Below are 23,730 nucleotides of genomic sequence, written 5' to 3'. Positions count from 1 at the left end.
GTCAGCGCACCGCCAGGAGCGCCGCGTGGACGTCGGCCGGGGCGAGCGGGACGCACCGGTCGTCGCCGACGAGCAGGCCGCGCGCGCCCGTGCGCTCGACGAGCTCGGGGTCGTGGGTGGCGAGGACCACGGCCACGCCGCTGCGCGCGTCCTCGACGAGCAGCGCCGCGAGGCGCTCCCGCATCCCCGGGTCGAGCCGCTGCTCGGGCTCGTCGAGGACGAGCAGCTCACGGGGCCGCACGAAGCCCGAGGCGAGCAGGAAGCGTCGGCGCTGGCCGGAGGAGAGCGCCGACGGGAGCGACCGACCCTGCTCCGCGATCCCGAACCGGTCGAGCAGCTCGTCCACGACGGCCCCGGCACCCGGCACGCCGTGCCCCCGCGCGACCAGGACGAGGTGCTCGCGGACCGTGAGCGCCGGGAAGAACGCGTCGTCGTCGAGCACGCCCGCGACGCGCGCCCGGAAGTCGCGCTCGCGCTCGTCCACGTCGCGCCCGAACGCGCGCACCGCACCGCCGAGCGGCGCCTGGAGACCGAGCAGCGTGCGCAGGAGCGTCGACTTGCCGCTCCCGTTGGCGCCGATCACCACGACCAGCTCGCCCGGCGCCACGGCGAGGTCGACGGGCGCGCACACCGCGACGTCCGCGTAGCCGACGCGCAGCGCGCGCGCCTCGAGCACGGGTGCCGGGGCGGCCACGGTCAGGCGCCCGGCGTCGTCGCGGCCGGCTCCCCGCCCGGGGCGGCGAGGATCTCCCGGGCGCGCGCGACGTCGTCGTGCATCTGCGCCACGAGCGGCTCGATGCCGTCGAAGCGCAGCGTCGGACGCAGCCGCGCGACCAGCTCCAGGACCACGTCCTCGTCGTACAGGTCGAGGTCCGCGCGGTCCAGGACGTACGCCTCGACCCGGCGCTCGACGCCGTCGAACGTCGGGTTGGTGCCGATCGAGATCGCCGCCGGCAGGCGCACGTCCGCGTGGCGGGGATCGGCGCCCGCGAGCTGCGGTCGCTCGAGCCAGCCCGCGTAGACGCCGTCGGCGGGGACCATGCCGCTGATCGAGCCGAGGTTGGCCGTCGGGAAACCGAGCTCGCGCCCCCGCGCGTCGCCGTGCACGACGGTGCCGCGCACGCGGTGGGACCGGCCGAGGATGCGGGCCGCCTCGCGCACGTCGCCCGCCGCGAGCAGCGCGCGCACGCCCGTCGAGGACCAGCGCACCTGCGAGTCGCCCGGCGTCTCCTCGTCGGTGACCGGCACGCCCTGGTGCTGGCCGACGTCGTCGATCGCGACCACGTCGAAGCCGTACCGCGCGCCGAGCGCGACCATCGTCTCCATGGTGCCCGCGTTGTCGCGGCCGAAGCGGACGTCGTGCCCGACGACGACCGCGTCCGCGTGCAGGCCGTCGACGAGGTAGGTGCGCACGAACTCCTCCGGCGTCTGCCGCGCGAACTCGAGCGTGTACTCCACGAGCAGGACCGCGTCCAGGCCCGTCGCGGCGAGCAGCTCGACCCGGTCCGCGATGCCCGTGATGAGCTCGGGCGCGCTCTGGGGGCGGTGCACGGCCGACGGGTGCGGGTGGAACGTCACGGCCACGGCGCGCGCGTCGCGCTCGCGCGCCAGGTCGACGATGCGCCCGAGCACCTGGGCGTGCCCGCGGTGGACGCCGTCGAAGTTGCCGATCGTCACGACCGACGGGCCGAAACCCGGGGGAACCTGGCTCAGGTCCGTCCACAGGTGCACGCGAGAACTCCTCAGGTGAGCAGGAAGGCCGCGGGTGCCGCCCGGGGCGGCCGCCCGTGCCGACGGGGGGCGGCGGACCGGACGGGGAGGCACCGGGACCGCGCTGGACAAGACTGCCACGCCCCGGGCACGACGCCGAACCGGACGCGTCAGGCGGGGGCGAGCACGAGGACCGGCCGGGCGAGGTCCTTGCCGCCGCGGCGGGTGTCCTCCACGAGCGCCACGAGCTCGCCCGTCGGGGACATCGCCGCCGTCGTGCCGGGCGTCCCGCTCGCGTCGACCCACTGCCCGTACGACAGCGCGGTCGCCTGCTCCGGGGTCAGCTCGCGCACGGGGAACGTCGCACGGGCCGCCTGCGCGAGCGGCAGGGTCGCGAGCACGCCGTCGCGGTCCGCCCGGGCCTCGAGCTCCTCGAGAGTCGAGGCGACGTCGAGCCCGTACCCGCCCACCCGCGTGCGCCGCAGCGCCGTGAGGTGGCCGCCGACGCCGAGCGCCGACCCGAGGTCGCGCGCGAGCGCGCGCACGTACGTCCCCGACGACACGGTCACGGTGACGTCGACGTCGAGCGCGGGCGGCGCGTCGTCGGGGACGCCCTGCTCCCCCGGCGCCACGGGCCGCACCGCGAGCACGTCGAAGCGCGAGACGACGACGGGCCGCGCCGCCAGCGCGACCTCCTCGCCCGCGCGGGCGCGCGCGTACGCGCGCTGCCCGTCGACCTTGATCGCGCTCACCGTGCTCGGCACCTGGAGGATCTCGCCGGTGAGGCCGGCGATCCCCGCGTCGAGGTCGGCCCGCACGACGGCGGACGCGTCCGCCCGCAAGAGCACCTCGCCCTCCGCGTCGTCGGTCGTGGTCGCCGCACCGAGGCGGATCGTCGCGTCGTAGTCCTTGTCGGCGCCGACGACGTACGTCAGCAGCTTCGTCGCGCGCCCGACGCCGAGCACGAGCACGCCCGTGGCCATGGGGTCGAGCGTGCCCGCGTGGCCGACCTTGCGCGTGCCGGCGAGGCGTCGGCCACGGCCGACGACGTCGTGGCTCGTCCAGCCGGCGGGCTTGTCGACGACGACGAGACCGTCGGGAGCGACGGGGCGTCGCTCCCGACGGTCGGTCGCGGACGGGCGTGCGCCCACGCGGTCAGGCCCGGTCGTCGTCGGCGACGGCGTCCGCGTCCTCCGACGTGCGGTACGGGTCGGCGTCCCCGGCGAAGGGCTTGCCCTCGCGCAGGGCGGCGAGCTCGGCGTCGCGCCGGCGGGCCTCGACGAGCGCGGCGTCGAGGTGCGCCGCCGTCTCGGGCACCGCGTCGAGGTGGAACTCGATCGCCGGCGTGAGGCGGATGCCGGTCTGCTTGCCGACCTCCGACCGGATGAGGCCCTTCGCGCTCTCCAGCGCGGCGGCCGTCCCGGCCCGCTCCTCGTCCGTCCCGTAGACGGTGTAGAACACCGAGGCGTTCTGCAGGTCACCGGTGACACGGACGTCCGTGACCGTGACGAACCCGAGGCGCGGGTCCTTGATCCGCGTGTCGAGCATCTGCGCGACGATCTCCTTGATGCGGTCGGCGAGCTTCCTCGCCCGGGGGTGGTCGACCATGTCTTCTTCCTTTCGTGCCGAGCCTTCCGGCGACGGTCCCGACGACCGTACGTCGAACGGCGCCCACCGGCCGGGTGGGTGACCGCGGTGGGGTGCTGACTGACGACTGCGGGTGATGACGACCGCGGGGTGACGAACGCCCGGGGGCGGCCACGATGACCGTGACCGCCCCCGGGCGTGACGAGCGTCAGGAGCGCGGCTTCTCGCGCATCTCGAACGTCTCGATGGTGTCGCCGACCTGGAGGTCGTTGAACGAGCCCAGACCGATACCGCACTCGAAGCCCTCGCGGACCTCGGTGGCGTCGTCCTTGAACCGCTTGAGCGACTCGACCGTGAGGTTGTCCCCCACGACCTTGCCGTCGCGCAGGACGCGCGCCTTGGCGTTGCGGCGGATCTCGCCCGACCGGACGATCGAGCCGGCGATGTTGCCGAACTTGGAGGAGCGGAAGATCTCGCGGATCTCCGCCGTGCCCAGCTGGGCCTCCTCGTACTCCGGCTTGAGCATGCCCTTGAGCGCGGCCTCCACGTCCTCGATCGCCTGGTAGATGATCGAGTAGAAGCGGACGTCGACGCCCTCGCGCTCGGCCAGGTCCTCGACGCGCTCGCCGTACTTCACGTTGAAGCCGATGATGATCGCGTTGTCGACCGTCGCGAGGTTGACGTCGTTCTGCGTGATCGCACCGACACCGCGGTGGATGACGCGCAGCTCGACCTCGTCGCCCACGTCGATCTTGAGCAGCGCGTCCTCGAGGGCCTCGACGGCACCGGACACGTCGCCCTTGAGGACGAGGTTGAGGGTCTCGACCTTGCCCTGCTGGAGAGCCTGCGTGAAGTCCTCGAGGCTGATGCGCTTGCGGCGCTTGGCCAGGAGGGCGGCGCGCTCGGCAGCCTCGCGCTTCTCGGCGATCTGGCGGGCCGTGCGCTCGTCGGGCGCCACGAGGAACGTGTCGCCCGCGCTCGGCACGGACGCGAGACCCAGCACGAGGACCGGACGGGCGGGGCCCGCCTCGGTCACGGCGTTGCCGTGCTCGTCGAACATCGCCCGGACACGGCCGTGGGCCGTGCCGGCGACGATCGCGTCACCGACGTGCAGCGTGCCGGACTGGACGAGGACGGTCGCGACGGCGCCGCGGCCCTTGTCCAGGTTCGCCTCGATGGCGACGCCGCGCGCGTCCTTGTCGGGGTTCGCGCGCAGGTCGAGCGAGGCGTCGGCCGTGAGCAGGACGGCCTCGAGGAGGTCGTCGATGCCCATGTTCTGCTTCGCGGACACGTCGACGAACATTGTGTCGCCGCCGTACTCCTCGGCCACCAGGTTGTACTCGGTGAGCTGCTGGCGGATCTTGGCCGGGTTCGCCGACTCCTTGTCCACCTTGTTCACCGCGACCACGATCGGCACGTTCGCCGCCTGGGCGTGGTTGAGCGCCTCGATGGTCTGCGGCATCACGCCGTCGTCCGCGGCCACGACGAGGATCGCGATGTCCGTCACCTGGGCACCACGGGCACGCATGGCGGTGAACGCCTCGTGACCCGGGGTGTCGATGAAGGTGATGGCGCGGTCGACGCCCTCGTGCTCGTGGCGCACCTGGTACGCACCGATGTGCTGGGTGATGCCGCCGGCCTCGCCCGCGACGACGTCCGTCTGGCGGATGGCGTCGAGGAGCTTGGTCTTTCCGTGGTCGACGTGACCCATGACGGTGACGACCGGCGGGCGGGCGGCGAGCTCGTCGTCGCCCTCGGCCTCGAGCTCCGCGTCCAGGTCGATGTCGAACGACCCGAGCAGCTCGCGGTCCTCCTCCTCGGCCGAGACCATCTCGATGACGTAGCCGAGCTCGGACGCGAGGGCACCGAACGTGTCCTCGTCGAGCGACTGCGTCGCCGTGGCCATCTCACCGAGGTGGAACAGCACGGTCACGAGGCTCGCGGGGTTCGCGTCGATCTTGTCGGCGAAGTCGTTGAGCGACGAGCCGTGACGCAGCCGCACGACGGTCGAGCCGTTCCCGCGGGGAACCTGCACGCCGCCGAGCGACGGCGCCTGCATCTGCTCGAACTCCTGGCGCTTCGCGCGCTTCGACTTCCGCCCACGGACCGGACGACCGCCGGCGCGCCCGAAGGCGCCCTGCGTCGAGCCACGACCGGCGCCACCGCGGCCACCGCCACCGGGACGGCCGGCGAAGCCGCCGCCACCGCCGGGAGCGCCGCCACCACCGGGACGACCGCCGAAGCCGCCGCCACGACCGCCGCCACCGCCACCGGGACGACCACCGGGAGCAGGACGCTCACCGGGACGGCCGATCGAGGTGCGGCCGGGCATCATGCCCGGGTTGGGGCGCGGGCCGCCGGGACGCGGCGCCGGACGCGGGCCGCCCGGGCGAGGACCGCCCGAGCGCTCGCCGGACGCCGCCGCCGCACCCTCGGTGCGCTCGGGGCGCGACCCGGGCCGGGGCATGCCCTGGCTCGGGGCGAACGGGTTGTTCCCCGGGCGCGGGGCGCCCGGGCGCGGGCCGCCCTGCCGGGGCATGCCCTGGCTGGTCGCGAACGGGTTGTTCCCCGGACGCGGTGCGCCGGGACGTCCGCCCGAGCCACCGGGGCGCGGGGCGGGCGCGTTCGTGCCGCCGCCCGGCTTGGGCGAGGCGGTGGGCTTCTGCGCGGGCGCGGGCGTCGGACGCTGCGCCGCGGGAGCCTGAGGTGCCGGAGCCTTCGGGGCCGGCGCCGCGGGTGCCGGAGCCTTCGGGGCCGGCGCGGCCGGCTCGGCGGGGGCCGCGGCCTGCGGGGCCTGCGGAGCCGGCGCGGCCGGCTCGGCCTTGACCTCCGGCTTCGGAGCCGGCTTCGGCGCGGCCGGACGCGCGGCGGGTGCCGCGGGCTTGCTCGCGCCGCCGCCCCCGGCGGGGAAGGCGTCGCGCAGCTTGCGGACCACCGGTGGCTCGATGGTCGAGGATGCCGAGCGGACGAACTCACCGAGCTCCGTCAGCTTGGTCATGATGGTCTTGCTTTCCACCCCGAGCTCCTTCGCGAGCTCGTAGACGCGGACCTTTGCCACAACTCTCCTGTCTCGGCCCGCCCCGGACAGGGAGGACCGTCGTTAGTGCTGGGTGCTCATCGCTGGGTACTCATCGGGTGCCCATCGGCTTCTAACCCGCTTCCTTGTCGACGTGTCGTGCTGGCGGCCCCGTACGGACGGGGCCGTGACGCATGGCTCAGAGGTGCTCTCCCGGACGGGCCTCGATCGCGGCGCGGACCGCGGCGAGGTCGAGGGGCCCGGCGACACGCAGGGCCCGCGGGACGGCCCGCCGGCGTTCCGCCGTCTCGAGGCACCGGGTCGACGCGTGGAGCCACGCACCGCGACCCGGCAGCGACCGCCCGGCGTCCACCACGAGCCGTGGCTCGTCGGTGCCCGCGCCGGACCGGTCGAGGACCAGACGGAGAAGAGCTGACCGCAGGTCGCGCTGCCTGCACCCGACGCACGTGCGGACCGGACCCGATCCCGTGGGAACGGGGCGGGTCGTGGAGTCCGGGGGCATGGTCGAGGTGCGGGCTCGCGGCCCGGTCGATGACAGTCTACCGCGCCGGTCCGTCATCCGTGACCGTCCCACGCCCCGCGGCTACCGGTCGGCAGCGCGAGGACCTGCGGGAGCGGCACCGTCCGACCCCTCGGCCGGGGCGCCGCCCTCGTCCGAACGGATGTCGATGCGCCACCCCGTGAGCTTCGCGGCCAGGCGGGCGTTCTGCCCCTCCTTGCCGATCGCGAGGGAGAGCTGGAAGTCCGGGACGACGACGCGCGCGGCGCGCGCCACCTCGTCGACCACCGTGACCGACGACACACGCGCCGGGGACAGCGCGTTGGCCACGAACTGGGCCGGGTCGTCGCTGTGGTCGACGATGTCGATCTTCTCGCCGTGGAGCTCCGCCATGACCGCGCGCACGCGCGAGCCCATGGGCCCGATGCACGCGCCCTTGGCGCCGAGCCCCGGGACGCGCGAACGGACGGCGACCTTGGTGCGGTGCCCCGCCTCGCGCGCGATGGCCGTGATCTCCACCGAGCCGTCGGCGACCTCGGGGACCTCGAGCTCGAAGAGCTTGCGGACGAGGTTCGGGTGCGTGCGGCTCAACGTGATCTGCGCGCCCTTCATTCCCCGGGCGACCTCGAGCACGTAGGCGCGCAGGCGCTCGCCGTGCACGTACTCCTCCGTGGGGACCTGCTCGTGCGGCGGGAGCACGGCCTCCGTGCCGCCCACGTCCACGAGCACGACGCGCGGGTCGCGGCCCTGCTGGATGACGCCCGCGAGGACCTCGCCCTCCTTGCCGCGGAACGTGCCGAGGATCTGGTCGTCCTCCGCGTCGCGCAGGCGCTGGACGATGACCTGACGTGCGGTCGAGGTCGCGATGCGCCCGAAGTCGGCGGGCGTGTGGTCGAACTCGGGGCCGTACTCGACGGGGCCGCGCGGGGCGTCCTCGTCGTCGGTCGCGGGAGCCGGCAGCTCCTCGCGCGCCCACACCGTCACGTGGCCGGTCTTGCGGTCGAGCTCGACGCGCGCACGGGTGTACGCGTCGGGGGTGCGGTGGTACGCCGAGAGCAGGGCCTGCTCGATCGCCGCGACGAGCACGTCGAGGCTGATGTCCCGCTCGCGCTCCAGCAGGCGCAGCGCGCTCATGTCCACGTCCATCGTCAGGCCTCCTCGTCGTGGTCGGTCGTCTCGTCGGCGGAGCCGTCGAGCTCGGGCAGGTCCGCCTCGAGGGCGCGCTTGAGCTCGACCTGCACCTCGCCGCGCACGACGTCGGCGAGCGGCACCACGCGCTCCGTCACCGCGCCGCGCGCGCGGGGGACGTCGAGGACCAGCTCGGTCTCGACCGCCGAACCGGAGCGCAGCCGGCCCTCGAGCGTGCCGCCGTCGGCCAGGACGAGCCGCACGAGACGGCCGCGGGCGCGCCGGAAGTGGCGCGGCTCGGTGAGCGGACGGTCCGTGCCCGGCGTCGAGACCTCGAGCGTGTACGCGCCGTGGAGCGGGTCCACCGTGTCCAGCGCCGCGGAGATCGGGCGCGTGGCCTCGGCCACCGCGTCCAGGTCGAGGCTGCCCTCGACGTCGTCGGGGAGGTCCAGCACGACGCGCACCACCGAACGGGCACCCGCGCGCGACACCGTGACGTCCTCGAGGTGGAGCCCGGCGTCGCGGACCGCGGGCTCGACCGCCTCGCGGACGCTCTCCCGGAGCGCGTGCGCCGCCGCGTCGCCTCCGGACCCTCTGCCGGACTGACCGCCCGCCTGCCCTGCCATGACTCAGCTCCTGTCCGTGTCCCACGCCGGGTACGCCAGACGACCGGTGTGTTGTTGTCTCGGGTGCTCCGAGCCCCGCTCGCGGGACGTCGGAACGGGGACCAGCCTAACGACTCGCGGGCCCCGGACGTGACATCATCGCCCCCGATGACTCCCCACGCGACCGCGGCCGACGCCGCCCCCCGAGCCCGGCGGACCCGTCCCGCGGCCCGTGCCGGCCGTCTGCTCGCGGTCGTCACGGTGCTCGCGACGGGCGTCCTGGCGGCCGGGTGCGGCGTCCGGCTGGACACGCCGCCGCCCACGGAGCCCTCCCCCGACACGGTCGAGGTGCTCCGCTCCGGGGCGGTCGACGACGCGCTCACGGTCGCCGCGCTGGTGGCGGACGTCACGCCCCGCGTGACCGACCCGGCCGCGCTCGCGGTGCTCGGCGAGGCCGCCGCGTTCGCCGAGGAGCACGTCGACGCGCTCGGCGGGGTCTACGACTCCGGCCTCGAGGACCCCACGGAGCCCGAGGACGACGTCGCGGGCGAGGCCGGAACCGACGCCCCGGGGACCGGTACCGCCGCCCCGGGCGCGGACGGGACGACGTCCGACCCCGGGACCACGGGGACGAGCACGGACGCGGCGGGCACGCCCGCCCCCGGCACCGCGACGACGGACGACGTCGTCACCGCGCTCGTGGGCGCGGCCGAGCGCACGGGCGCGGCGGCGGACGCCTCGCCGGACGCCCGGCTCGCGCGGCTCCTCGCGTCGGTCGCCGCCTCGGAGCAGGTCTCGGCGCAGCGGCTCGCCGCGGCCACGGGCTCGACGGCCGCGGCGGGCCTCGCCGAGCCTCCGCCCGTCGACGAGGCGCCCGGCGGGGTCGGCGCCGCGGACCTCGCGACGCTCGTCGAGGCGGAGGACGCGGCCGGGTACGGCTACGAGGTGCGCGCCGCGCAGTCGGAGGGCGACGTGCGCACCGCCGCGGTCGCGCGCGCCGCACAGCACCGCGCCCGCGCGCAAGGCTGGGCCCTCGCCGCGGGCACCGACGGGACGCCGCAGGACCCGCGTCGCGTCGCCTACGCGCTGCCCGACGGCACGGACACGGCCGCGCTCGCGCGCCAGGTCGAGTCGGGGCTCGCGCAGACGTACGCGAGCCTCGTCGCCGCGGCGGCCCCGACGTCCCGGACCGAGGCCGTCGCGCTCCTCGCGGACGCGTGGGCGAGCGCCGTCGCGTGGGGCGAGGCGCCCGTCGCGTTCCCGGGCCTGCCGGAGCAGACGGCAGGCTGAGCGCGCCCGGCTCGCACGCACGGGCGCGACGCCGGCTCCCGCGGGCGCCCTGGTGCACCGACGACCCCGCGCAGCGCGCACCGGAGCGCCACACCGCACGGCCGTGAGCGCAGCAGAGCGCCCCGGCCCGGAGGTCCGGACCGGGGCGCCCCGAGGCTGCGCGGACGGTCAGCCGAGGAGCTCGGCGACCCGGCCCGCGACGTGCTCGACGGCGTCCTCGACGGCGACCTGCGCCGCCTCGCCCGCGCGCGGGCGGACCTCGACGACGCCGTCGGCCAGGCCGCGGCCCACGACGAGCAGGAGCGGCACGCCGAGGAGCTCGGCGTCCTTGAACTTCACGCCGGGCGAGACCTTGGGCCGGTCGTCGTAGATCACCTCGACGCCCCGGCCGGCGAGCTCGGTCGCGAGGCGCTCGGCCTCCTCGAACACGCTCGCGTCCTTGCCCGTGGCGACGACGTGCACCTGCGCGGGCGCGACGTGCGCGGGCCACGCGAGCCCGGCGTCGTCGTGGTTCGCCTCCGCGAGCGCCGCGAGGACGCGCGTGACGCCGATCCCGTAGGAGCCCATCGTCACGACGACCTGCTTGCCGTTCTCGTCGAGCACCGTGAGGCCGAGGGCCTGGGCGTACTTGCGGCCGAGCGCGAAGATGTGGCCGATCTCGATGCCGCGCGCGAGCTCGAGCGGGCCCGAGCCGTCGGGCGCGAGGTCGCCCGCGCGCACCTCCGCGGCCTCGACCGTGCCGTCGGCGGCGAAGTCGCGCTCGGCGACGAGGTCGAACACGTGGCGGCCGGGCGCGTTCGCGCCGGTGATCCAGCGCGTGCCGGCGACGACGCGCGGGTCGAGCAAGTAGCGCACCGAGTGCCGCTCGGGGGTCTCCCCCGCCGACGCGTCGGACGCGTCGCCGTCCGCGGGTGCCTCGCGGCGCGCGTTCGGGCCGAGCACCTGCGGGCCGATGTAGCCCTTGACGAGCTCGGGGTGGGCGGCGAAGTCGGCGTCCGTGGCCGGCTCGACCTCGGCGGGCTCGAACGCCGCGCCCACGCGCTTGAGGTCGACCTCGCGGTCGCCCGGCAGCCCGACGACGACGACCTCGCGGCGGCCGTCCGGGTGCGTCAGGGCGAGCACGACGTTCTTCAGCGTGTCGGCCGCCGTCCACGCGCGGTCCTCGCGGGGGTAGCGCGCGTTCGCGAGCTCGACCAGCGAGGCGATGGTGGGGGTGTCGGGCGTGTCCTCGACGTGCGCGGCCGGGGCGTCGGCGTAGTCGACCGCCTCGGGCACCGGCGTGACGACAGCCTCGACGTTCGCGGCGTAGCCCCCGGGCGAGCGCACGAACGTGTCCTCGCCGATCGCCGTCGGGGTGAGGAACTCCTCGGAGCGCGACCCGCCCATGGCGCCGGACGTGGCGGCGACGATGACGTACTCGAGCCCGAGCCGGTCGAAGATGCGCCGGTAGGCCGCGCGCTGCGCCTCGTACGAGCGCTCGAGGCCCTCGTCCGTCGTGTCGAACGAGTACGCGTCCTTCATGACGAACTCGCGCCCGCGGATGAGGCCCGCGCGCGGACGCGCCTCGTCGCGGTACTTCGTCTGGATCTGGTAGATCGTCAGCGGCAGGTCCTTGTACGACGAGTACAGGTCCTTGACGAGGAGCGTGAACATCTCCTCGTGGGTGGGCGCGAGGAGGTAGTCCCCGTCCTTGCGGTCCTTGAGACGGAAGATGTTCGGCCCGTACTCCGTCCAGCGGCCCGTCGCCTCGTACGGCTCCTTGGGCAGCAGCGCCGGGAAGTGCACCTCCTGCGCGCCCGCGGCCGCCATCTCCTCGCGGACCACGTCCTCGACCTTGCGCAGCACGCGCAGGCCGAGCGGGAGCCAGGTGTAGATGCCGGGGGCGGCGCGACGGATGTAGCCCGCCCGCACGAGGAGCCGGTGGCTCGCGACCTCGGCGTCGGCCGGGTCCTCGCGCAGCGTCCGGACGAACAGGGTGGACAGGCGCAGGAGGTCGGCGCCCCGGACGCGGGTGGAGGCCGCGGCGGGCGCGCCGGACGTGACGGAAGACATGCGCCCCACCCTACCGGCGGGGAGGATGTCCCCATGCCCGAGCTGCCCGAGGTCGAGGCCCTCGCCCGGTTCCTCGACGACCGCGCGACCGGTCGCACCGTCGTGGCCGCGGACGTCGCGCAGATCGCCGCGCTCAAGACGTTCGACCCGCCGGTCTCGGCCCTGGTGGGGCGGGTCGTCACGGGCGCCCGACGGCACGGCAAGTGGCTCGACCTCGTGCTCGCCGAGACCGGCGTCGGGACCGGCGTGCCCGGGCCCGACGCCGAGGTGCACCTCGTGTTCCACCTCGCCCGGGGCGGGTGGCTGCGCTGGTCCGAGAAGGCCCCGACGACGCCCGTCCGCCCGCGCCTCGGCGGCAGCGGTGGCGGGAAGGCCGCGGTGCTCGCGCTGCGCGTGCGGTTCGACGACGGCTCCGGGTTCGACCTCACGGAGGCCGGGACGCGCAAGCGGCTCGCGGTGCACGTCGTGCGGCACCCGGAGGAGGTCCGGGCGATCGAGACGCTGGGCGTGGAGCCGCTCGACCCGGCCTTCACGCCCGAGGCGCTCGGGGCGCTCATGGCGGCGCGCAACCAGCAGGTGAAGGGGCTGCTGCGCGACCAGTCGTCGATCGCCGGGATCGGGAACGCCTACTCCGACGACATCCTGCACGCGGCGCGCACGAGCCCGTTCAAGCTCACGCGCTCGTTCACGCCCGACGAGGTCGCGCGCGTGCACGCCGCCGTGGGCGAGGTGCTCGCCGAGGCCGTGGCGGCGGCGTCGGGCAAGCCGGCCGCCGAGCTCAAGGACGCGAAGCGCGCGGGGATGCGCGTGCACGGGCGCACGGGTCTGCCCTGTCCCGTGTGCGGCGACACCGTGCGCGAGGTCAGCTTCGCCGACCGCAGCCTCCAGTACTGCCCGACGTGCCAGACCGGGGGCCAGGTCCTCGCCGACCGGCGGATGTCGCGCCTGCTCAAGTGAGGACCCGCCGGGCGGGGCGCGCCCTGCGGGGCGGCGCCGTCAGAACAGCACGGTCGCGTAGGTCCCGACCTGCTCGAACCCGACCCGGCGGTACGTCGCGAGCGCGGCCGCGTTGTAGTCGTTGACGTACAGCGAGACCACGGGAGGCGCCGCACCGCGCGCCGCGTCCGCGGGCCCGGGCTCGCGCGCGAGACGCACGACGGCGGCCATCCCCGGAGCGGCGATCCCCTGCCCGCGGTACCGCGGGTCGACCCACACGCCCTGCACCTGCGCGACGCGCGGCGTCACCGCGCCGAGCTCCGCCTTGAAGACCACGTGCGGCGAGCGGCCGGGCTCCGCGGCCATGCGGACGAAGGACCGGCCCGCGAGCACGAGCGAGCGGACGCGCTCCTCGTACGCGCGGCCCCCGCCCTCGACCGGCGAGTAGCCGACCTCCTCGGTGAACATGCGCACGCACGCGGGCAGCACCACGGGGACCTCCGCCGGGACGGAGCGGCGCACGTGCGGGTCGGGCTCGACGTCCGGGTCGCGGTCGATCGCGAGCGACGGCTGGTTCGCCCGGATCTCGCGCGGCGCCGGCCAGTGCGGGGCGAGCAGGTCCCACAACGCCAGGACGGCGTCGCGCTCGCCCACGACCGACGACGACCGCCGCCCCGCGTGCCGCGCGAGCGCGGCGAACGCCGCGACCGCCGTGCGGGCGCGGTCGGCGTCGAGCGACGCCGGGACGACCGGCACGAGGTTCGCCCCGGCCCAGCACACCGCCTCGAGCGGACCGACGGCGGGGAAGCCCCACGCCTGGCCGCCCGCGGCGTGCAGGCCGGCGTGCTGCGCGACGGCGAGCCGCGCCGCCGCGAGCGTCGACGCGACCGGGTCGCCCGCGCACACCGCGAGCGCCTCGGGGACGTCCGCGTCGGAGAGCACGCGGGCCCGCTCGGCCGCGTCGTCGCCCGACCCGGCGCGCGCCCGTGGCCGCAGTGCCGGGACGGACGGGCGCCAGCGGCTCACGAGGGCGTCAGCCGACCGTGACGACCGGCGGGCCGGCCTGCGCGTCGTTCTCCGGCGTCATGGTCTCCGCGATGCGCAGCGCCTCCTCGATGAGGGTCTCGACGATGAGCGACTCGGGGACCGTCTTGACGACCTCGCCCTTGACGAAGATCTGCCCCTTGCCGTTGCCCGACGCGACGCCGAGGTCCGCCTCGCGCGCCTCGCCCGGGCCGTTGACGACGCAGCCCATGACGGCGACGCGCAGGGGCACCTCCATGCCCTCGAGCCCGGCCGTGACCTTCTCCGCGAGCGTGTACACGTCCACCTGGGCGCGGCCGCACGACGGGCAGGAGACGATCTCGAGCTTGCGGGGGCGCAGGTTGAGCGCCTGGAGGATCTGGTTGCCGACCTTGACCTCCTCGACCGGGGGCGCGGACAGCGAGACGCGGATCGTGTCGCCGATGCCCTTGCTCAGCAGCGCGCCGAACGCGGTGGCCGACTTGATCGTGCCCTGGAACGCGGGGCCGGCCTCGGTCACGCCGAGGTGCAGCGGCCAGTCGCCCGCCTCGGCGAGCAGCTCGTACGCGCGCACCATGACGACCGGGTCGTTGTGCTTCACGGAGATCTTGAAGTCGTGGAAGCCGTGCTCCTCGAACAGCGACGCCTCCCACACGGCCGACTCGACCAGCGCCTCGGGCGTCGCCTTGCCGTACTTCGCGAGCAGGCGGGGGTCGAGGGAGCCGGCGTTCACGCCGATGCGCAGGGACACGCCCGCGTCGGACGCCGCCTTCGCGATCTCCTTGACCTGGTCGTCGAACTTGCGGATGTTGCCCGGGTTCACGCGCACCGCGGCGCACCCCGCGTCGATCGCGGCGAACACGTACTTGGGCTGGAAGTGGATGTCGGCGATCACCGGGATCTGCGACTTCTTCGCGATCGCCGGCAGGGCGAGCGCGTCGTCCGCGCTCGGCACCGCGACGCGCACGATGTCGCAGCCCGACGCCGTGAGCTCCGCGATCTGCTGGAGGGTGGCGTTGATGTCCGTCGTCGGCGTCGTCGTCATGGACTGGACGCTGATCGGCGCGTCGCCGCCGACGTCCACCTTGCCGACCTTGATCTTGCGGCTCTTGCGGCGCGGCGCGAGGACCGGCGGCGGCGCGGCAGGCATTCCGAGACTGATGGGTACGCTCACGCCCCTAGTATCCCCCGGCGAGCGTCGAACGGGGCACCGCCGGGTGTCCGGGACGTCACCTTCCCGCGCGGTCCCGCACATCTTCGCGGCACCTCCACGCACGACTACCGGTGGAGCAGAGGCCTCGGACGACGCGCCGGGCTACGTGAGGCGGACGGGGTCGATGATGTCGGCGAGGATCAGCAGGGCACCGACGCCGACGAGGACCACGAACATCACGTACGCGACCGGCATCATGCGCGCCAGGTCGGCCGGTCCCGGGCGCGGGCGACCGCGGACGCGCGCGACGGTGCGCTTGGCTCCCTCGTAGAGCGCGTTGACCACGTGCCCGCCGTCGAGCGGCAGGAGCGGGATGAGGTTGAAGACGAACAGCGCGACGTTCAGCGCGGCGAGCAGCAGGAGCATGGTCACCACGCGGTCGAGCACCGGGCTCTCCGCGCCCGCGACGTCCACCGCGACCCGGCCGACCCCGACGACGCTCATCACGGAGTCCTGCCCGCGGGGCGCGTCGGTGAACGCGGCCTGGGCGGCCTCGTAGACCTTGACCGGCAGGGTGACGATGATGCCCGCCGTGCCGCTCACCTGCTGCCACGTGGCCTCCGCGGCCACGCCGATCCCGGCGGGCGTGCGCTCGACGGTCGGCGCGAACCCGACGAACCCGGCGGGCTTCGTGACGGGCTCGCCGTCGTCGTCGACGACAGGCGTGCCGTCCTCGGCGACGACCTGGCGCTCCACGTCGACCGGCGTGATGGTGAGGTCGACCTGCTCGCCGTCGCGCTCGACGACGACCGGCGTGGCCTGCCCGGCGGCGCCCCGGATCATGCCGGAGAGCTGGTCCCACGAGGTGACGTCCTCGCCGTCGAACGCCACGATCGTGTCGCCCGGCTGGAGCCCCGCGGCGGCGGCCGGCGAGGGGTCGGCGTCGGCGGCGCACTCCTGCTCCTCGTCCGTCACGGCGGACGGGACGCACGCGTTCACCGAGCCGACCGTGGTGGTGACCGCGGGCAGGCCGATGCCGACGCACACGATCGCCATGAGGACGAACGCGATGAGGAGGTTCATGAAGGGGCCGCCGAGCATGACGACGACCTTCTTGGGCGCGGAGAGGTTGTAGAACGCGCGGTGCTCCTCGCCCGGCCGGATCTCCTCCGTGCTGGCGTCCCGCGCGTCGGCCACGACCTGGGAGAAGAACCCGCTGCCGCGGGGGCGGGCGCCCGCGGGCGCGGGCGGGTACATGCCCACGAGGCGCACGTAGCCGCCGAGCGGGATCGCCTTGAGGCCGTACTCGGTCTCGCCCTTGGTGCGCGACCACAGGGTCGGGCCGAAGCCGACCATGTACTGGCTCACGCGGACGCCGAACTTCTTCGCGGGCACCATGTGCCCGACCTCGTGCAGCGCGATCGAGACGACGATCCCGACCACGATCACCAGGATGCCGATCAGCGTGGCCATCGTTCCCTCTGCTCCCTCTCGACGTCCAGGGCGGTCGTCCCGCCCCGACGGTTGCTCGTCACCGGCGGTCCAGCAGCTCGTGGGCTCGCGCGCGCGCCCAGGTCTCCGCCTCCGCCACGTGCTCCAACGTCAGCGCGTCCGCGGGGGTTCCGTCGTGCGCCGCGAGCACGCGCTCGACCGTCGCCACGATGTCACCGAAACCTGCGCGTCCGCTGAGGAACGCCGCGACGGCCTCCTCGTTCGCCGCGTTGTACACCGCCGGGTGCGTGGCGCTCGCCGCCACGGCCGCACGCGCGAGGTTCACCGCGGGGAACGCCGCGTCGTCGAGCGGCTCGAACGTCCACGACGTCGCGGCGGACCAGTCGCACGGCGGCGTCACGGGGTCGAGCCGGTCGGGCCACGACAGCCCGAGCGCGATGGGCAGGCGCATGTCCGGCGGCGACGCCTGCGCGATCGTCGAGCCGTCGACGAACTCGACCATGGAGTGCACGACGGACTGCGGGTGCACGACGACCGTGATGTCGTCGGCCGGGACGTCGAAGAGCAGGTGCGCCTCGATGAGCTCGAGGCCCTTGTTCATGAGGCTCGCGGAGTTCACGGTGACGACCGGACCCATGGCCCAGGTGGGGTGCGCGAGCGCCTGGTCGACGGTCGCGGCCTTGACCGCGTCGGCCTCCCAGCCGCGGAACGGGCCGCCCGAGGCGGTGAGGATCAGCCGGCGCACCTCCGGTCGCGTCCCCGACCGCAGGCACTGGGCGATGGCCGAGTGCTCGGAGTCCACCGGGACGATCTGGTCCGGGCGCTGCTGGGCCGCGCGGACGAGCGCTCCCCCGGCGACGAGCGACTCCTTGTTCGCGAGGGCGAGCGTCGACCCGGCGCGCAGCGCGGCGAGCGTCGGGCCGAGGCCCACCGACCCCGTGACCCCGTTGAGGACGACGTCGCTCCCCCGCGCCGCGAGCTCGGCCGCGGCATCGGGTCCGGCGAGCACCTCGGGGACCTCCTCGCGACCGGCGCAGGCCGCCGACAGCGCCTCGGCCAGGGCCGCCGCACGGGTCGCGTCCGCCACGCCGACCGCGCGCACGCCCAGGTCGGCGGCCTGGCGCGCCAGCAGGTCCACGTCGCCCCCGCCCGCCGAGAACGCCTCGACCCGGAACCGGTCGGGGTGGGACCGGACGACGTCGATCGCCTGCGTGCCGATCGACCCGGTCGAGCCGAGGATCGTCACGGTGCGCGGGGTGGGTGCAGGTCCGTCGGGCATGGTTCCCATCCTTCCAGGCCGCGGGCGGTGCGTGGCACCGCACCGGGTCGTCGTCCGGTCAGCGCGGTGCCGTCCACTCGAGCGTGTACCGGAAGAACAGCCGACGGCGCACGCGCGCTCCCGGCAGCAGCGCCCGGGCCGCGCGGGCGACCTCGTCCACGGTGTGCCGCGGGTCCCGGACGGGCATGCCCGGGGCGTCGGGGCCAGAGTCCTCGGGCCGGGCGCGGCGGGGGTGCTTCACGAGGCCCACGAGCGGGTTGAGCAGCGCGGACGCGACGTCGACGGCGAGGTCCCGGGGCGTGGCGACCCGGGCGAGCCCCACGACCAGCAGACGGCCGCCCGGTGCGAGGAGGCCCCGCGCGTGCCGGAGCGCCTCGTCGAGCTCGAGGTGGTGCAGCACCGCGACCATCGTCACCGCGTCGTACCCGCGGTGCCACAGGGAACCGGCCCCCGGCCCGGGCGTCCCGCCCGGCGAGCGGACGTCGTCGGGCGAGCGGACGTCGTCGGGCGAGCGGACGTCGTCGGGCGAGCGGACGTCGTCGAACCGGAGCCGGCACACCGTCACGGCGGGGTCCGCAGCGTGCCGTGCCCGGGCCTGGGCGACCATGCCCGCGTCGGCGTCGATCCCGTGCACCTCGGCGACCCGGGCCCGCAGCCGGCCCAGGAGCACGCCGGCGCCGCAGCCGACGTCCAGCACGACGCGGGCGTCGTGCGGCACGCGCCGCACGACCCAGCCGTGGAAGTGCTCGTTGTGGTTCCAGGGGTGGCGGGCGTTGAACGCCGCGAGCGACGCGACCGCGCGGCGCAGCGGACGGATCGACGTCGCCCGGGGATCGAGGCTCACGCGGTGGGGCGTCGTCACTCGACGCCGAGCAGCACCTCGATGGCGCGCGCGAAGAACGCGTCGACCGGACCCTCCGCGTAGCCGTCGCGCCCGCGCGCCCGGCCGAACGTCGCGGACCGGATCTCGGCCGCCGTGATCGGGACCTGGCGGTCGAAGTAGGCGACGAGCCGGTCGCACAGGTCGTCGACGTCGTCGATGTCGTAGGCCGGCTTGCCGCGCTCCGCGAGCGCGAACTTCTCGCCGTCGGGGCGACCGAGGCGCCCGTAGAGCGTCCGCGCGCGCTCGGCGAGCGCGTTCATCCACGCCTGCTGCCCGTGCGCCGCGACGTACTCGGCCCGCTGGCGCGCGATGAACGCGCCCTCGAGCCTGTCGAGGGCGGCGTCGACCTCGTGCGTGTCGTAGCCGCCACGGACCAGGTCGAAGACCGACGCCTGGATCTCCGTGCTCGTGAGCCGCTCCGACACCCGGCCCTCGTAGACGTCACGAGCGTGCTCGAAGAAGTCGTCGACCTCCTCGGGGTCGTACCCGTTCCGGGTCTTCGACACCGTGGTGAACAGCGAACTCACTCGTCCTCCTCTGCAGCGAGCTGCCCGCAGGCGCCGTCGATGTCGCTGCCGCGGGTGTCACGGATCGTCGTCGGGATCCCGTGACCGCGCAATCGTGCCACGAACTCCGCCTCGACGGCAGGGTCGCTGGCCGTCCAGATCGATCCGGGCGTCGGGTTGAGCGGGATCGGGTTGACGTGGACCCAGCCGCGGCCGCGCGCGTTGAGCTTCTCGCCCAGGAGGTCGGCGCGCCACGCGTGGTCGTTCATGTCCTTGATGAGCGCGTACTCGATGCTCACGCGGCGGCCCGTGACCTCGAAGTAGTGCCGGGCCGCGTCGAGCGTCTCGTCGACGCTCCACCGGGTGTTGATCGGCACGAGCTCGCTGCGCAGGTCGTCGTCCGGGGCGTGCAGCGACAGCGCGAGGGTCACCGGGATCCCCTCGTCGGCGAGCTTGCGCATCGCAGGCACGAGCCCGACCGTCGACACCGTGATGTTGCGGGCGGACATCCCGAGCCCGTCGGGCGCGGGGGCGACCAGACGGCGCACCGTGCCCATGACGGCCTTGTAGTTCGCGAGCGGCTCGCCCATGCCCATGAACACGAGGTTGTTGAGGCGCGTCGGGCCGCCGGGGATCTCGCCGTCCGCGAGCGACCGGGCCGCGGAGCGCACCTGCTCCACGATCTCCGCGACCGAGAGGTTGCGCGTCAGGCCGAGCTGCCCCGTCGCGCAGAATGGGCACGCCATGCCGCAGCCCGCCTGGCTCGACACGCACAGGGTCGAGCGCTGCGGGTAGCGCATGAGGACCGACTCGACCTTGGCGCCGTCGAAGAGGTGCCACAGCGTCTTCACGGTCGTGCCGCCGTCGGCCTCCATGCGCCGCGCCGCCGTGAGCAGCGGCGGGAAGAGCGCCTCGGCGAGCACGTCGCGCGTCGCCTTCGGCAGGTCCGTCATCGCCTCGGGGTCGCGCGTGAGGTGCGCGTAGTAGTGCGTCGCGAGCTGCTTGGCGCGGAACGGCTTCTCGCCGAGCTCGACGACGACGTCCCGCACCTCCTCGGGCGCGAGGTCGGCGAAGTGGCGCGGCGGCTTGCCGCGGCGCGGGGCCGACATGACGAGCGGCAGCGGCTTCGACTCCGCGGACGGGCGGACGGAACGGACGGTCATGAGGAGGTCCAAGCGTGGGGGGCGGTGCGGACGGGTGCGCCGCGCCGTGAGCCGGGCCGTCAGACGGCCAGGGCGAGCAGCACGTACACGAACGGGGCGGTGAGGAGCATGGAGTCGAGCCGGTCGAGGATGCCTCCGTGGCCGGGCAGGAGCGACCCCATGTCCTTCAATTCTAGGTCCCGCTTGATCATGGACTCGGCGAGGTCGCCGATCGTCGCCGTGAGCGGGGCCAGGACGCCCAGCGCGACGCCGAGCAGCGGGCTCGCGCCGAGGCCCACCACCGCGCCGACGACCCCGACGGCGGTCGCCAGGACGAACGACCCGGCGAGCCCCTCCCACGACTTCTTGGGGCTGACGGACGGGGCGAGCGGGTGCCGCCCGAACAGGACGCCCGCGACGTACCCGCCGACGTCGTTCGCCACCGCGAGCAGGATGAAGAGCAGGACCCGCACCCGACCGTCCGGCGCGGCGAGCATGAGCATGACGAAGCCCGCCATGAACGGCAGGTACGCCGCCGCGAAGGTCGCTGCGGCGGCGTCGCGCACGGCGGCCGTGCCCGACCCGTCGATCACGCGCCACACCACCGCCCCCGCCACGGTGAGCATGAAGGAGACCAGCAACGCCTCGGGCCCCGAGTAGTACGAGGAGACGAGGATGCCGACCGTGCCCACGAGGAGCGGGAGCAGCGGGAGGTGCAGGTCGCGGCGCCGGAACGCCTGGGCGAGCTCCCACAGCGCCGCGCCCACTGCAACGGTTGCGAGCAGCACGAAGAGCTCGGGCCGGAAGGCGAGGCTGACCGCGACGAGCGCGAGCAGGCCGAGGCCCACCGCGATCGCCACGGGGAGGTTGCGGCCCGCCTTGGGTGCGCGCGCCGCGGTCGTGCCTTCGCCTGCGGCCGTCGAGGAGGTGTCGGTCATCGGTGCGTGGAGGAGCTCGCCGGACGAGGTGCTCAGACCTCGAGCAGCTCGCTCTCCTTGCCCGCGAGCAGCGCGTCGACCTGGTCGACGTGCGCCTTCGTGAGGACCTCGAGCTCCTTCTCGGCGCGCGCGACCTCGTCCTCGCCGGCCTCGCCGTCGCGCGCGATGCGGTCCAGCTCCTCCTTCGCCCGACGGCGGACGTTGCGGATCGCGACGCGCGAGTCCTCCGCCTTCGACTTCGCGAGCTTCACGAAGTCACGACGACGCTCCTCCGTGAGGGCGGGCAGCACGACCCGGACGACGTTGCCGTCGTTCGAGGGGTTCACCCCGAGGTCGGAGTCGCGCAGCGCCTTCTCGACCGCGGTCATCGAGCTCTTGTCGAACGGCGAGACGAGGATCGTGCGCGCCTCGGTCACCGTGAACGACGCGAGCTGCTGCAGCGGGGTCGGGGCGCCGTAGTAGTCGACCGTGATCTTGTTGAACATCGCGGCGTTCGCACGGCCCGTGCGGATCGCGGCGAAGTCCTCCTTGGCCACCTCGACGGCCTTGTCCATCTTCTCCTCGGCCTCGAGGAGGGTCTCGTCGATCACCAGTGCTCCTTCGTCGTTCGTCGTGGGTCGGTCCGTGCGGTCGTGGCCGGGGTCACCGGCCTGGTCGCACCGGTGTCAGTCGGTCGTGACCAGTGTGCCAATATTCTCGCCGACCAGGGCGCGCGTGACGTTCCCCGGCTCGCTCATGCCGAACACCCGCATGCGCACGTCGTTGTCCCGGCACAGGCTCAGCGCCGTCGCGTCCATGACCCCGAGGTCGTTGACGAGCGCGTCGGTGTACGTCAGGTGGTCGAGCTTGGTGGCCGAGGGGTCCGTGCGCGGGTCCGCCGTGTAGACGCCGTCCACGCCGTTCTTGCCCATGAGGACCTCCTGGCAATGCGTCTCGAGGGCGCGCTGCACGGAGACCGTGTCGGTCGAGAAGTACGGCATCCCGGCGCCGGCGCCGAAGATGACGACGCGGCCCTTCTCCAGGTGCCGGATCGCGCGCAGCGGGATGTACGGCTCGGCGACCTGGCCCATCGCGATGGCGGTCTGCACGCGCGTCTTCACCCCCGCCTGCTCGAGGAAGTCCTGGAGCGCGAGGCAGTTCATGACCGTGCCCAGCATGCCCATGTAGTCGGCACGCGCGCGGTCGAGCCCGCGCTGGGAGAGCTCCGCCCCGCGGAAGAAGTTGCCGCCACCGACCACGATGGCGACCTGGACGCCCTGCTCGACCGCGGCCGCGATCTCCTGGGCGACGCGCTGGACGACGTCGGGCGCGAGGCCGATCTGCCCGCCGCCGAACGTCTCGCCCGACAGCTTGAGGAGCACCCGCCGGTGCTCGGTCCCCGTCCGGGGCTCGGTCTGCTCGCCTGCCGTCACTGTCGACACCTGTCCTTCGTCCTGGCCCGGTGGGGCGGGGTGGTCCTGCTCCGCCGTCGTCCACCTGATGGTGCGGCACGTCGGCGGTCGTCGCGCGCCCGGGCCGGGCCCGGGTGCGCGGTCGGCCCGGACCCGCCGTCCACGAGACGACGGGGCCGGGCCGACGGGGGCGTCAGGCGCCGACGCGGTAGCGCACGAACTCCGTGATGGTGCCGCCGGCCTCGGAGACGACCTGGCCGACCGTCTTCTTCGGGTCCTTCGCGAGCGGCTGGTCGACGAGGACGACGTCCTTGAAGAAGCCGTTGAGGCGACCCTCGACGATCTTCGGCAGCGCGGCCTCGGGCTTGCCCTCGTTGCGCGAGGTCTCCTCGGCGATGCGGCGCTCGTTCTCGACCGTCTCGGCCGGGACCTCGTCGCGCGAGAGGTACGTCGGGGACATCGCGGCGACGTGCTGCGCGACGTCCTTCGCGACGGCCTCGCCCGCGGCGTCCGTGGCGACGACGACGCCGATCGACGGCGGCAGGTCGCGCGCGGTGCGGTGGAGGTACGCGGTGACGCGCTCGCCCGCGACGCGGGTCACGCGGCGCAGGACGATCTTCTCGCCGAGCGTCGCGGCCTGGTTGTCGATGACCTGCTGGACGGTCTCGCCGTCCGCGTCCGCGGCGAGCGCCGCGTCCGCGTCGCGCGCGCCGGCCTCGGCCGCGGCCTTGAGCACGCGGTCCGCGAGGGAGATGAACGTGTCGTTCTTCGCGACGAAGTCCGTCTCGGAGTTGAGCTCGATGAGCGTCGCGACCTGGCCACCCTCGGTGTCGCGGATGTCGACGGCGACGAGGCCCTCGGAGGTCGAGCGGCCCTCGCGCTTGGCGACGCCCTTCAGACCCTTCACACGGATGATCTCGAGCGCCTTGTCCGCGTCGCCGCCCGCCTCGTCGAGAGCCTTCTTGACGTCGAGCATGCCGGCGCCGGTGCGCTCGCGCAGGGCCTTGATGTCAGCGGCGGTGTAGTTCGCCATGGTGGTTCCTCACTCGTGGTTCGTCACGGGTACTTCGTCACAAGCGACGTGCTGGCGGCACCGCGTGGGTGCCCGGTACGCCGGTG

The 23,730-nt window shown here is 74.5% G+C and carries 22 protein-coding genes; 2 read left to right on the top strand and 20 right to left on the bottom strand.

All coding sequences use genetic code 11. The features are described from left to right. Position 1: 1 nt before the first annotated feature. The 8 genes from ACPCUX_RS09040 to rimP all read right to left on the bottom strand — a co-directional run bounded on the left by ACPCUX_RS09040 (position 2) and on the right by rimP (position 8,587). On the bottom strand, positions 2-694 hold the full coding sequence (locus ACPCUX_RS09040) for an ABC transporter ATP-binding protein (RefSeq protein WP_144683069.1): 693 nt from the start codon (positions 692-694) through the stop codon (positions 2-4). A gap of 2 nt (positions 695-696) precedes the next feature. Next, positions 697-1,731 (bottom strand): bifunctional riboflavin kinase/FAD synthetase, encoded by a 1,035-nt coding sequence (locus tag ACPCUX_RS09035; RefSeq protein WP_423388584.1) that lies wholly within the window; start codon positions 1,729-1,731, stop codon positions 697-699. A gap of 149 nt (positions 1,732-1,880) precedes the next feature. After that, positions 1,881-2,861, bottom strand: a complete 981-nt coding sequence (truB, locus tag ACPCUX_RS09030; RefSeq protein ID WP_423388583.1) for a tRNA pseudouridine(55) synthase TruB — start codon at positions 2,859-2,861, stop codon at positions 1,881-1,883. A gap of 4 nt (positions 2,862-2,865) precedes the next feature. Continuing rightward, a complete protein-coding gene (gene rbfA / locus ACPCUX_RS09025) occupies positions 2,866-3,318 on the bottom strand; it encodes a 30S ribosome-binding factor RbfA (RefSeq protein WP_043659091.1) in 453 nt (150 codons plus the stop codon). A gap of 187 nt (positions 3,319-3,505) precedes the next feature. Beyond that, complete coding sequence (infB, locus tag ACPCUX_RS09020; RefSeq protein WP_137280305.1) at positions 3,506-6,355, bottom strand: translation initiation factor IF-2; 2,850 nt, start codon at positions 6,353-6,355, stop codon at positions 3,506-3,508. 157 nt (positions 6,356-6,512) lie between these two features. Continuing rightward, positions 6,513-6,836 (bottom strand): YlxR family protein, encoded by a 324-nt coding sequence (locus ACPCUX_RS09015; RefSeq protein WP_228075702.1) that lies wholly within the window; start codon positions 6,834-6,836, stop codon positions 6,513-6,515. A gap of 81 nt (positions 6,837-6,917) precedes the next feature. Beyond that, positions 6,918-7,979, bottom strand: coding sequence for a transcription termination factor NusA (gene nusA, locus ACPCUX_RS09010; protein ID WP_034653111.1), 1,062 nt, complete (start codon positions 7,977-7,979; stop codon positions 6,918-6,920). 2 nt (positions 7,980-7,981) lie between these two features. Then, positions 7,982-8,587 (bottom strand): ribosome maturation factor RimP, encoded by a 606-nt coding sequence (gene rimP / locus ACPCUX_RS09005; protein WP_144722811.1) that lies wholly within the window; start codon positions 8,585-8,587, stop codon positions 7,982-7,984. Between the two features lie 147 nt (positions 8,588-8,734). On the opposite strand from rimP, the gene ACPCUX_RS09000 reads away from it, so the two are divergent. After that, complete coding sequence (locus ACPCUX_RS09000; RefSeq protein WP_423388582.1) at positions 8,735-9,856, top strand: DUF4439 domain-containing protein; 1,122 nt, start codon at positions 8,735-8,737, stop codon at positions 9,854-9,856. Positions 9,857-10,024: 168 nt separating this feature from the next. On the opposite strand, the gene ACPCUX_RS08995 is transcribed toward ACPCUX_RS09000, so the two are convergent. Further along, positions 10,025-11,908, bottom strand: a complete 1,884-nt coding sequence (locus ACPCUX_RS08995; protein ID WP_051876593.1) for a proline--tRNA ligase — start codon at positions 11,906-11,908, stop codon at positions 10,025-10,027. 33 nt (positions 11,909-11,941) lie between these two features. Here ACPCUX_RS08995 and ACPCUX_RS08990 point away from each other — a divergent pair, with 33 nt between their 5' ends. Continuing rightward, positions 11,942-12,865, top strand: a complete 924-nt coding sequence (locus tag ACPCUX_RS08990; protein ID WP_034652473.1) for an Fpg/Nei family DNA glycosylase — start codon at positions 11,942-11,944, stop codon at positions 12,863-12,865. Positions 12,866-12,904: 39 nt separating this feature from the next. Here the strand turns inward: ACPCUX_RS08990 and ACPCUX_RS08985 are convergent, their stop codons facing one another. The 11 genes from ACPCUX_RS08985 to tsf form a co-directional block, all read right to left on the bottom strand. After that, positions 12,905-13,870 carry a DUF4081 domain-containing GNAT family N-acetyltransferase gene (locus ACPCUX_RS08985; protein ID WP_083712006.1) on the bottom strand — a complete coding sequence of 322 codons (966 nt, stop codon included), beginning with the start codon at positions 13,868-13,870 and terminating at the stop codon, positions 12,905-12,907. A gap of 7 nt (positions 13,871-13,877) precedes the next feature. Beyond that, positions 13,878-15,017 (bottom strand): flavodoxin-dependent (E)-4-hydroxy-3-methylbut-2-enyl-diphosphate synthase, encoded by a 1,140-nt coding sequence (gene ispG, locus ACPCUX_RS08980; RefSeq protein ID WP_021482273.1) that lies wholly within the window; start codon positions 15,015-15,017, stop codon positions 13,878-13,880. A gap of 165 nt (positions 15,018-15,182) precedes the next feature. Next, positions 15,183-16,493, bottom strand: a complete 1,311-nt coding sequence (locus ACPCUX_RS08975) for a M50 family metallopeptidase (RefSeq protein ID WP_034652469.1) — start codon at positions 16,491-16,493, stop codon at positions 15,183-15,185. 58 nt (positions 16,494-16,551) lie between these two features. Continuing rightward, positions 16,552-17,751 carry a 1-deoxy-D-xylulose-5-phosphate reductoisomerase gene (gene dxr, locus ACPCUX_RS08970; protein WP_423388581.1) on the bottom strand — a complete coding sequence of 400 codons (1,200 nt, stop codon included), beginning with the start codon at positions 17,749-17,751 and terminating at the stop codon, positions 16,552-16,554. A 58-nt stretch (positions 17,752-17,809) separates the two neighbouring features. Next, positions 17,810-18,595, bottom strand: coding sequence for a class I SAM-dependent methyltransferase (locus ACPCUX_RS08965; protein WP_198285597.1), 786 nt, complete (start codon positions 18,593-18,595; stop codon positions 17,810-17,812). Positions 18,596-18,609: 14 nt separating this feature from the next. Then, positions 18,610-19,161, bottom strand: a complete 552-nt coding sequence (locus tag ACPCUX_RS08960; protein ID WP_021482018.1) for a DivIVA domain-containing protein — start codon at positions 19,159-19,161, stop codon at positions 18,610-18,612. Then, on the bottom strand, positions 19,158-20,249 hold the full coding sequence (gene rlmN, locus ACPCUX_RS08955) for a 23S rRNA (adenine(2503)-C(2))-methyltransferase RlmN (protein ID WP_031315726.1): 1,092 nt from the start codon (positions 20,247-20,249) through the stop codon (positions 19,158-19,160). The genes ACPCUX_RS08960 and rlmN overlap by 4 nt, the downstream gene beginning before the upstream one ends. 113 nt (positions 20,250-20,362) lie before the next feature. Further along, positions 20,363-21,220, bottom strand: coding sequence for a phosphatidate cytidylyltransferase (locus ACPCUX_RS08950; protein ID WP_021482016.1), 858 nt, complete (start codon positions 21,218-21,220; stop codon positions 20,363-20,365). Between the two features lie 32 nt (positions 21,221-21,252). Next, positions 21,253-21,810 carry a ribosome recycling factor gene (gene frr / locus ACPCUX_RS08945; protein WP_021482015.1) on the bottom strand — a complete coding sequence of 186 codons (558 nt, stop codon included), beginning with the start codon at positions 21,808-21,810 and terminating at the stop codon, positions 21,253-21,255. Positions 21,811-21,885: 75 nt separating this feature from the next. Then, positions 21,886-22,641, bottom strand: coding sequence for a UMP kinase (gene pyrH, locus ACPCUX_RS08940; protein ID WP_031315725.1), 756 nt, complete (start codon positions 22,639-22,641; stop codon positions 21,886-21,888). 163 nt (positions 22,642-22,804) lie between these two features. Further along, the gene (gene tsf, locus ACPCUX_RS08935; protein WP_034652463.1) at positions 22,805-23,644 is read right to left on the bottom strand and encodes a translation elongation factor Ts; all 840 of its coding nucleotides are present in this window, start codon (positions 23,642-23,644) and stop codon (positions 22,805-22,807) included. Positions 23,645-23,730 lie beyond the last annotated feature (86 nt).

Source organism: Cellulosimicrobium sp. AB352, from assembly GCF_049538415.1.
GTDB lineage: Bacteria > Actinomycetota > Actinomycetes > Actinomycetales > Cellulomonadaceae > Cellulosimicrobium > Cellulosimicrobium funkei.
The sequence above is the reverse complement of the archived record's forward strand: the minus strand, read 5'-3'. Positions and strand labels throughout refer to the sequence as shown.

Excerpts from the sequence above, each read along its gene's own strand:
- nusA (WP_034653111.1), bottom strand. The coding sequence starts at position 7,979 with ATGGACGTGGACATGAGCGCGCTGCGCCTGCTGGAGCGCGAGCGGGAC.
- rlmN (WP_031315726.1), bottom strand. The coding sequence starts at position 20,249 with ATGTCGGCCCCGCGCCGCGGCAAGCCGCCGCGCCACTTCGCCGACCTC.
- ACPCUX_RS09000 (WP_423388582.1), top strand. The coding sequence starts at position 8,735 with ATGACTCCCCACGCGACCGCGGCCGACGCCGCCCCCCGAGCCCGGCGG.
- dxr (WP_423388581.1), bottom strand. The coding sequence starts at position 17,751 with ATGCCCGACGGACCTGCACCCACCCCGCGCACCGTGACGATCCTCGGC.
- tsf (WP_034652463.1), bottom strand. The coding sequence starts at position 23,644 with ATGGCGAACTACACCGCCGCTGACATCAAGGCCCTGCGCGAGCGCACC.
- ACPCUX_RS08975 (WP_034652469.1), bottom strand. The coding sequence starts at position 16,493 with ATGGCCACGCTGATCGGCATCCTGGTGATCGTGGTCGGGATCGTCGTC.
- ACPCUX_RS08950 (WP_021482016.1), bottom strand. The coding sequence starts at position 21,220 with ATGACCGACACCTCCTCGACGGCCGCAGGCGAAGGCACGACCGCGGCG.
- ACPCUX_RS08995 (WP_051876593.1), bottom strand. The coding sequence starts at position 11,908 with ATGTCTTCCGTCACGTCCGGCGCGCCCGCCGCGGCCTCCACCCGCGTC.
- ACPCUX_RS09015 (WP_228075702.1), bottom strand. The coding sequence starts at position 6,836 with ATGCCCCCGGACTCCACGACCCGCCCCGTTCCCACGGGATCGGGTCCG.
- ACPCUX_RS08990 (WP_034652473.1), top strand. The coding sequence starts at position 11,942 with ATGCCCGAGCTGCCCGAGGTCGAGGCCCTCGCCCGGTTCCTCGACGAC.
- rbfA (WP_043659091.1), bottom strand. The coding sequence starts at position 3,318 with ATGGTCGACCACCCCCGGGCGAGGAAGCTCGCCGACCGCATCAAGGAG.
- rimP (WP_144722811.1), bottom strand. The coding sequence starts at position 8,587 with ATGGCAGGGCAGGCGGGCGGTCAGTCCGGCAGAGGGTCCGGAGGCGAC.
- ispG (WP_021482273.1), bottom strand. The coding sequence starts at position 15,017 with ATGCCTGCCGCGCCGCCGCCGGTCCTCGCGCCGCGCCGCAAGAGCCGC.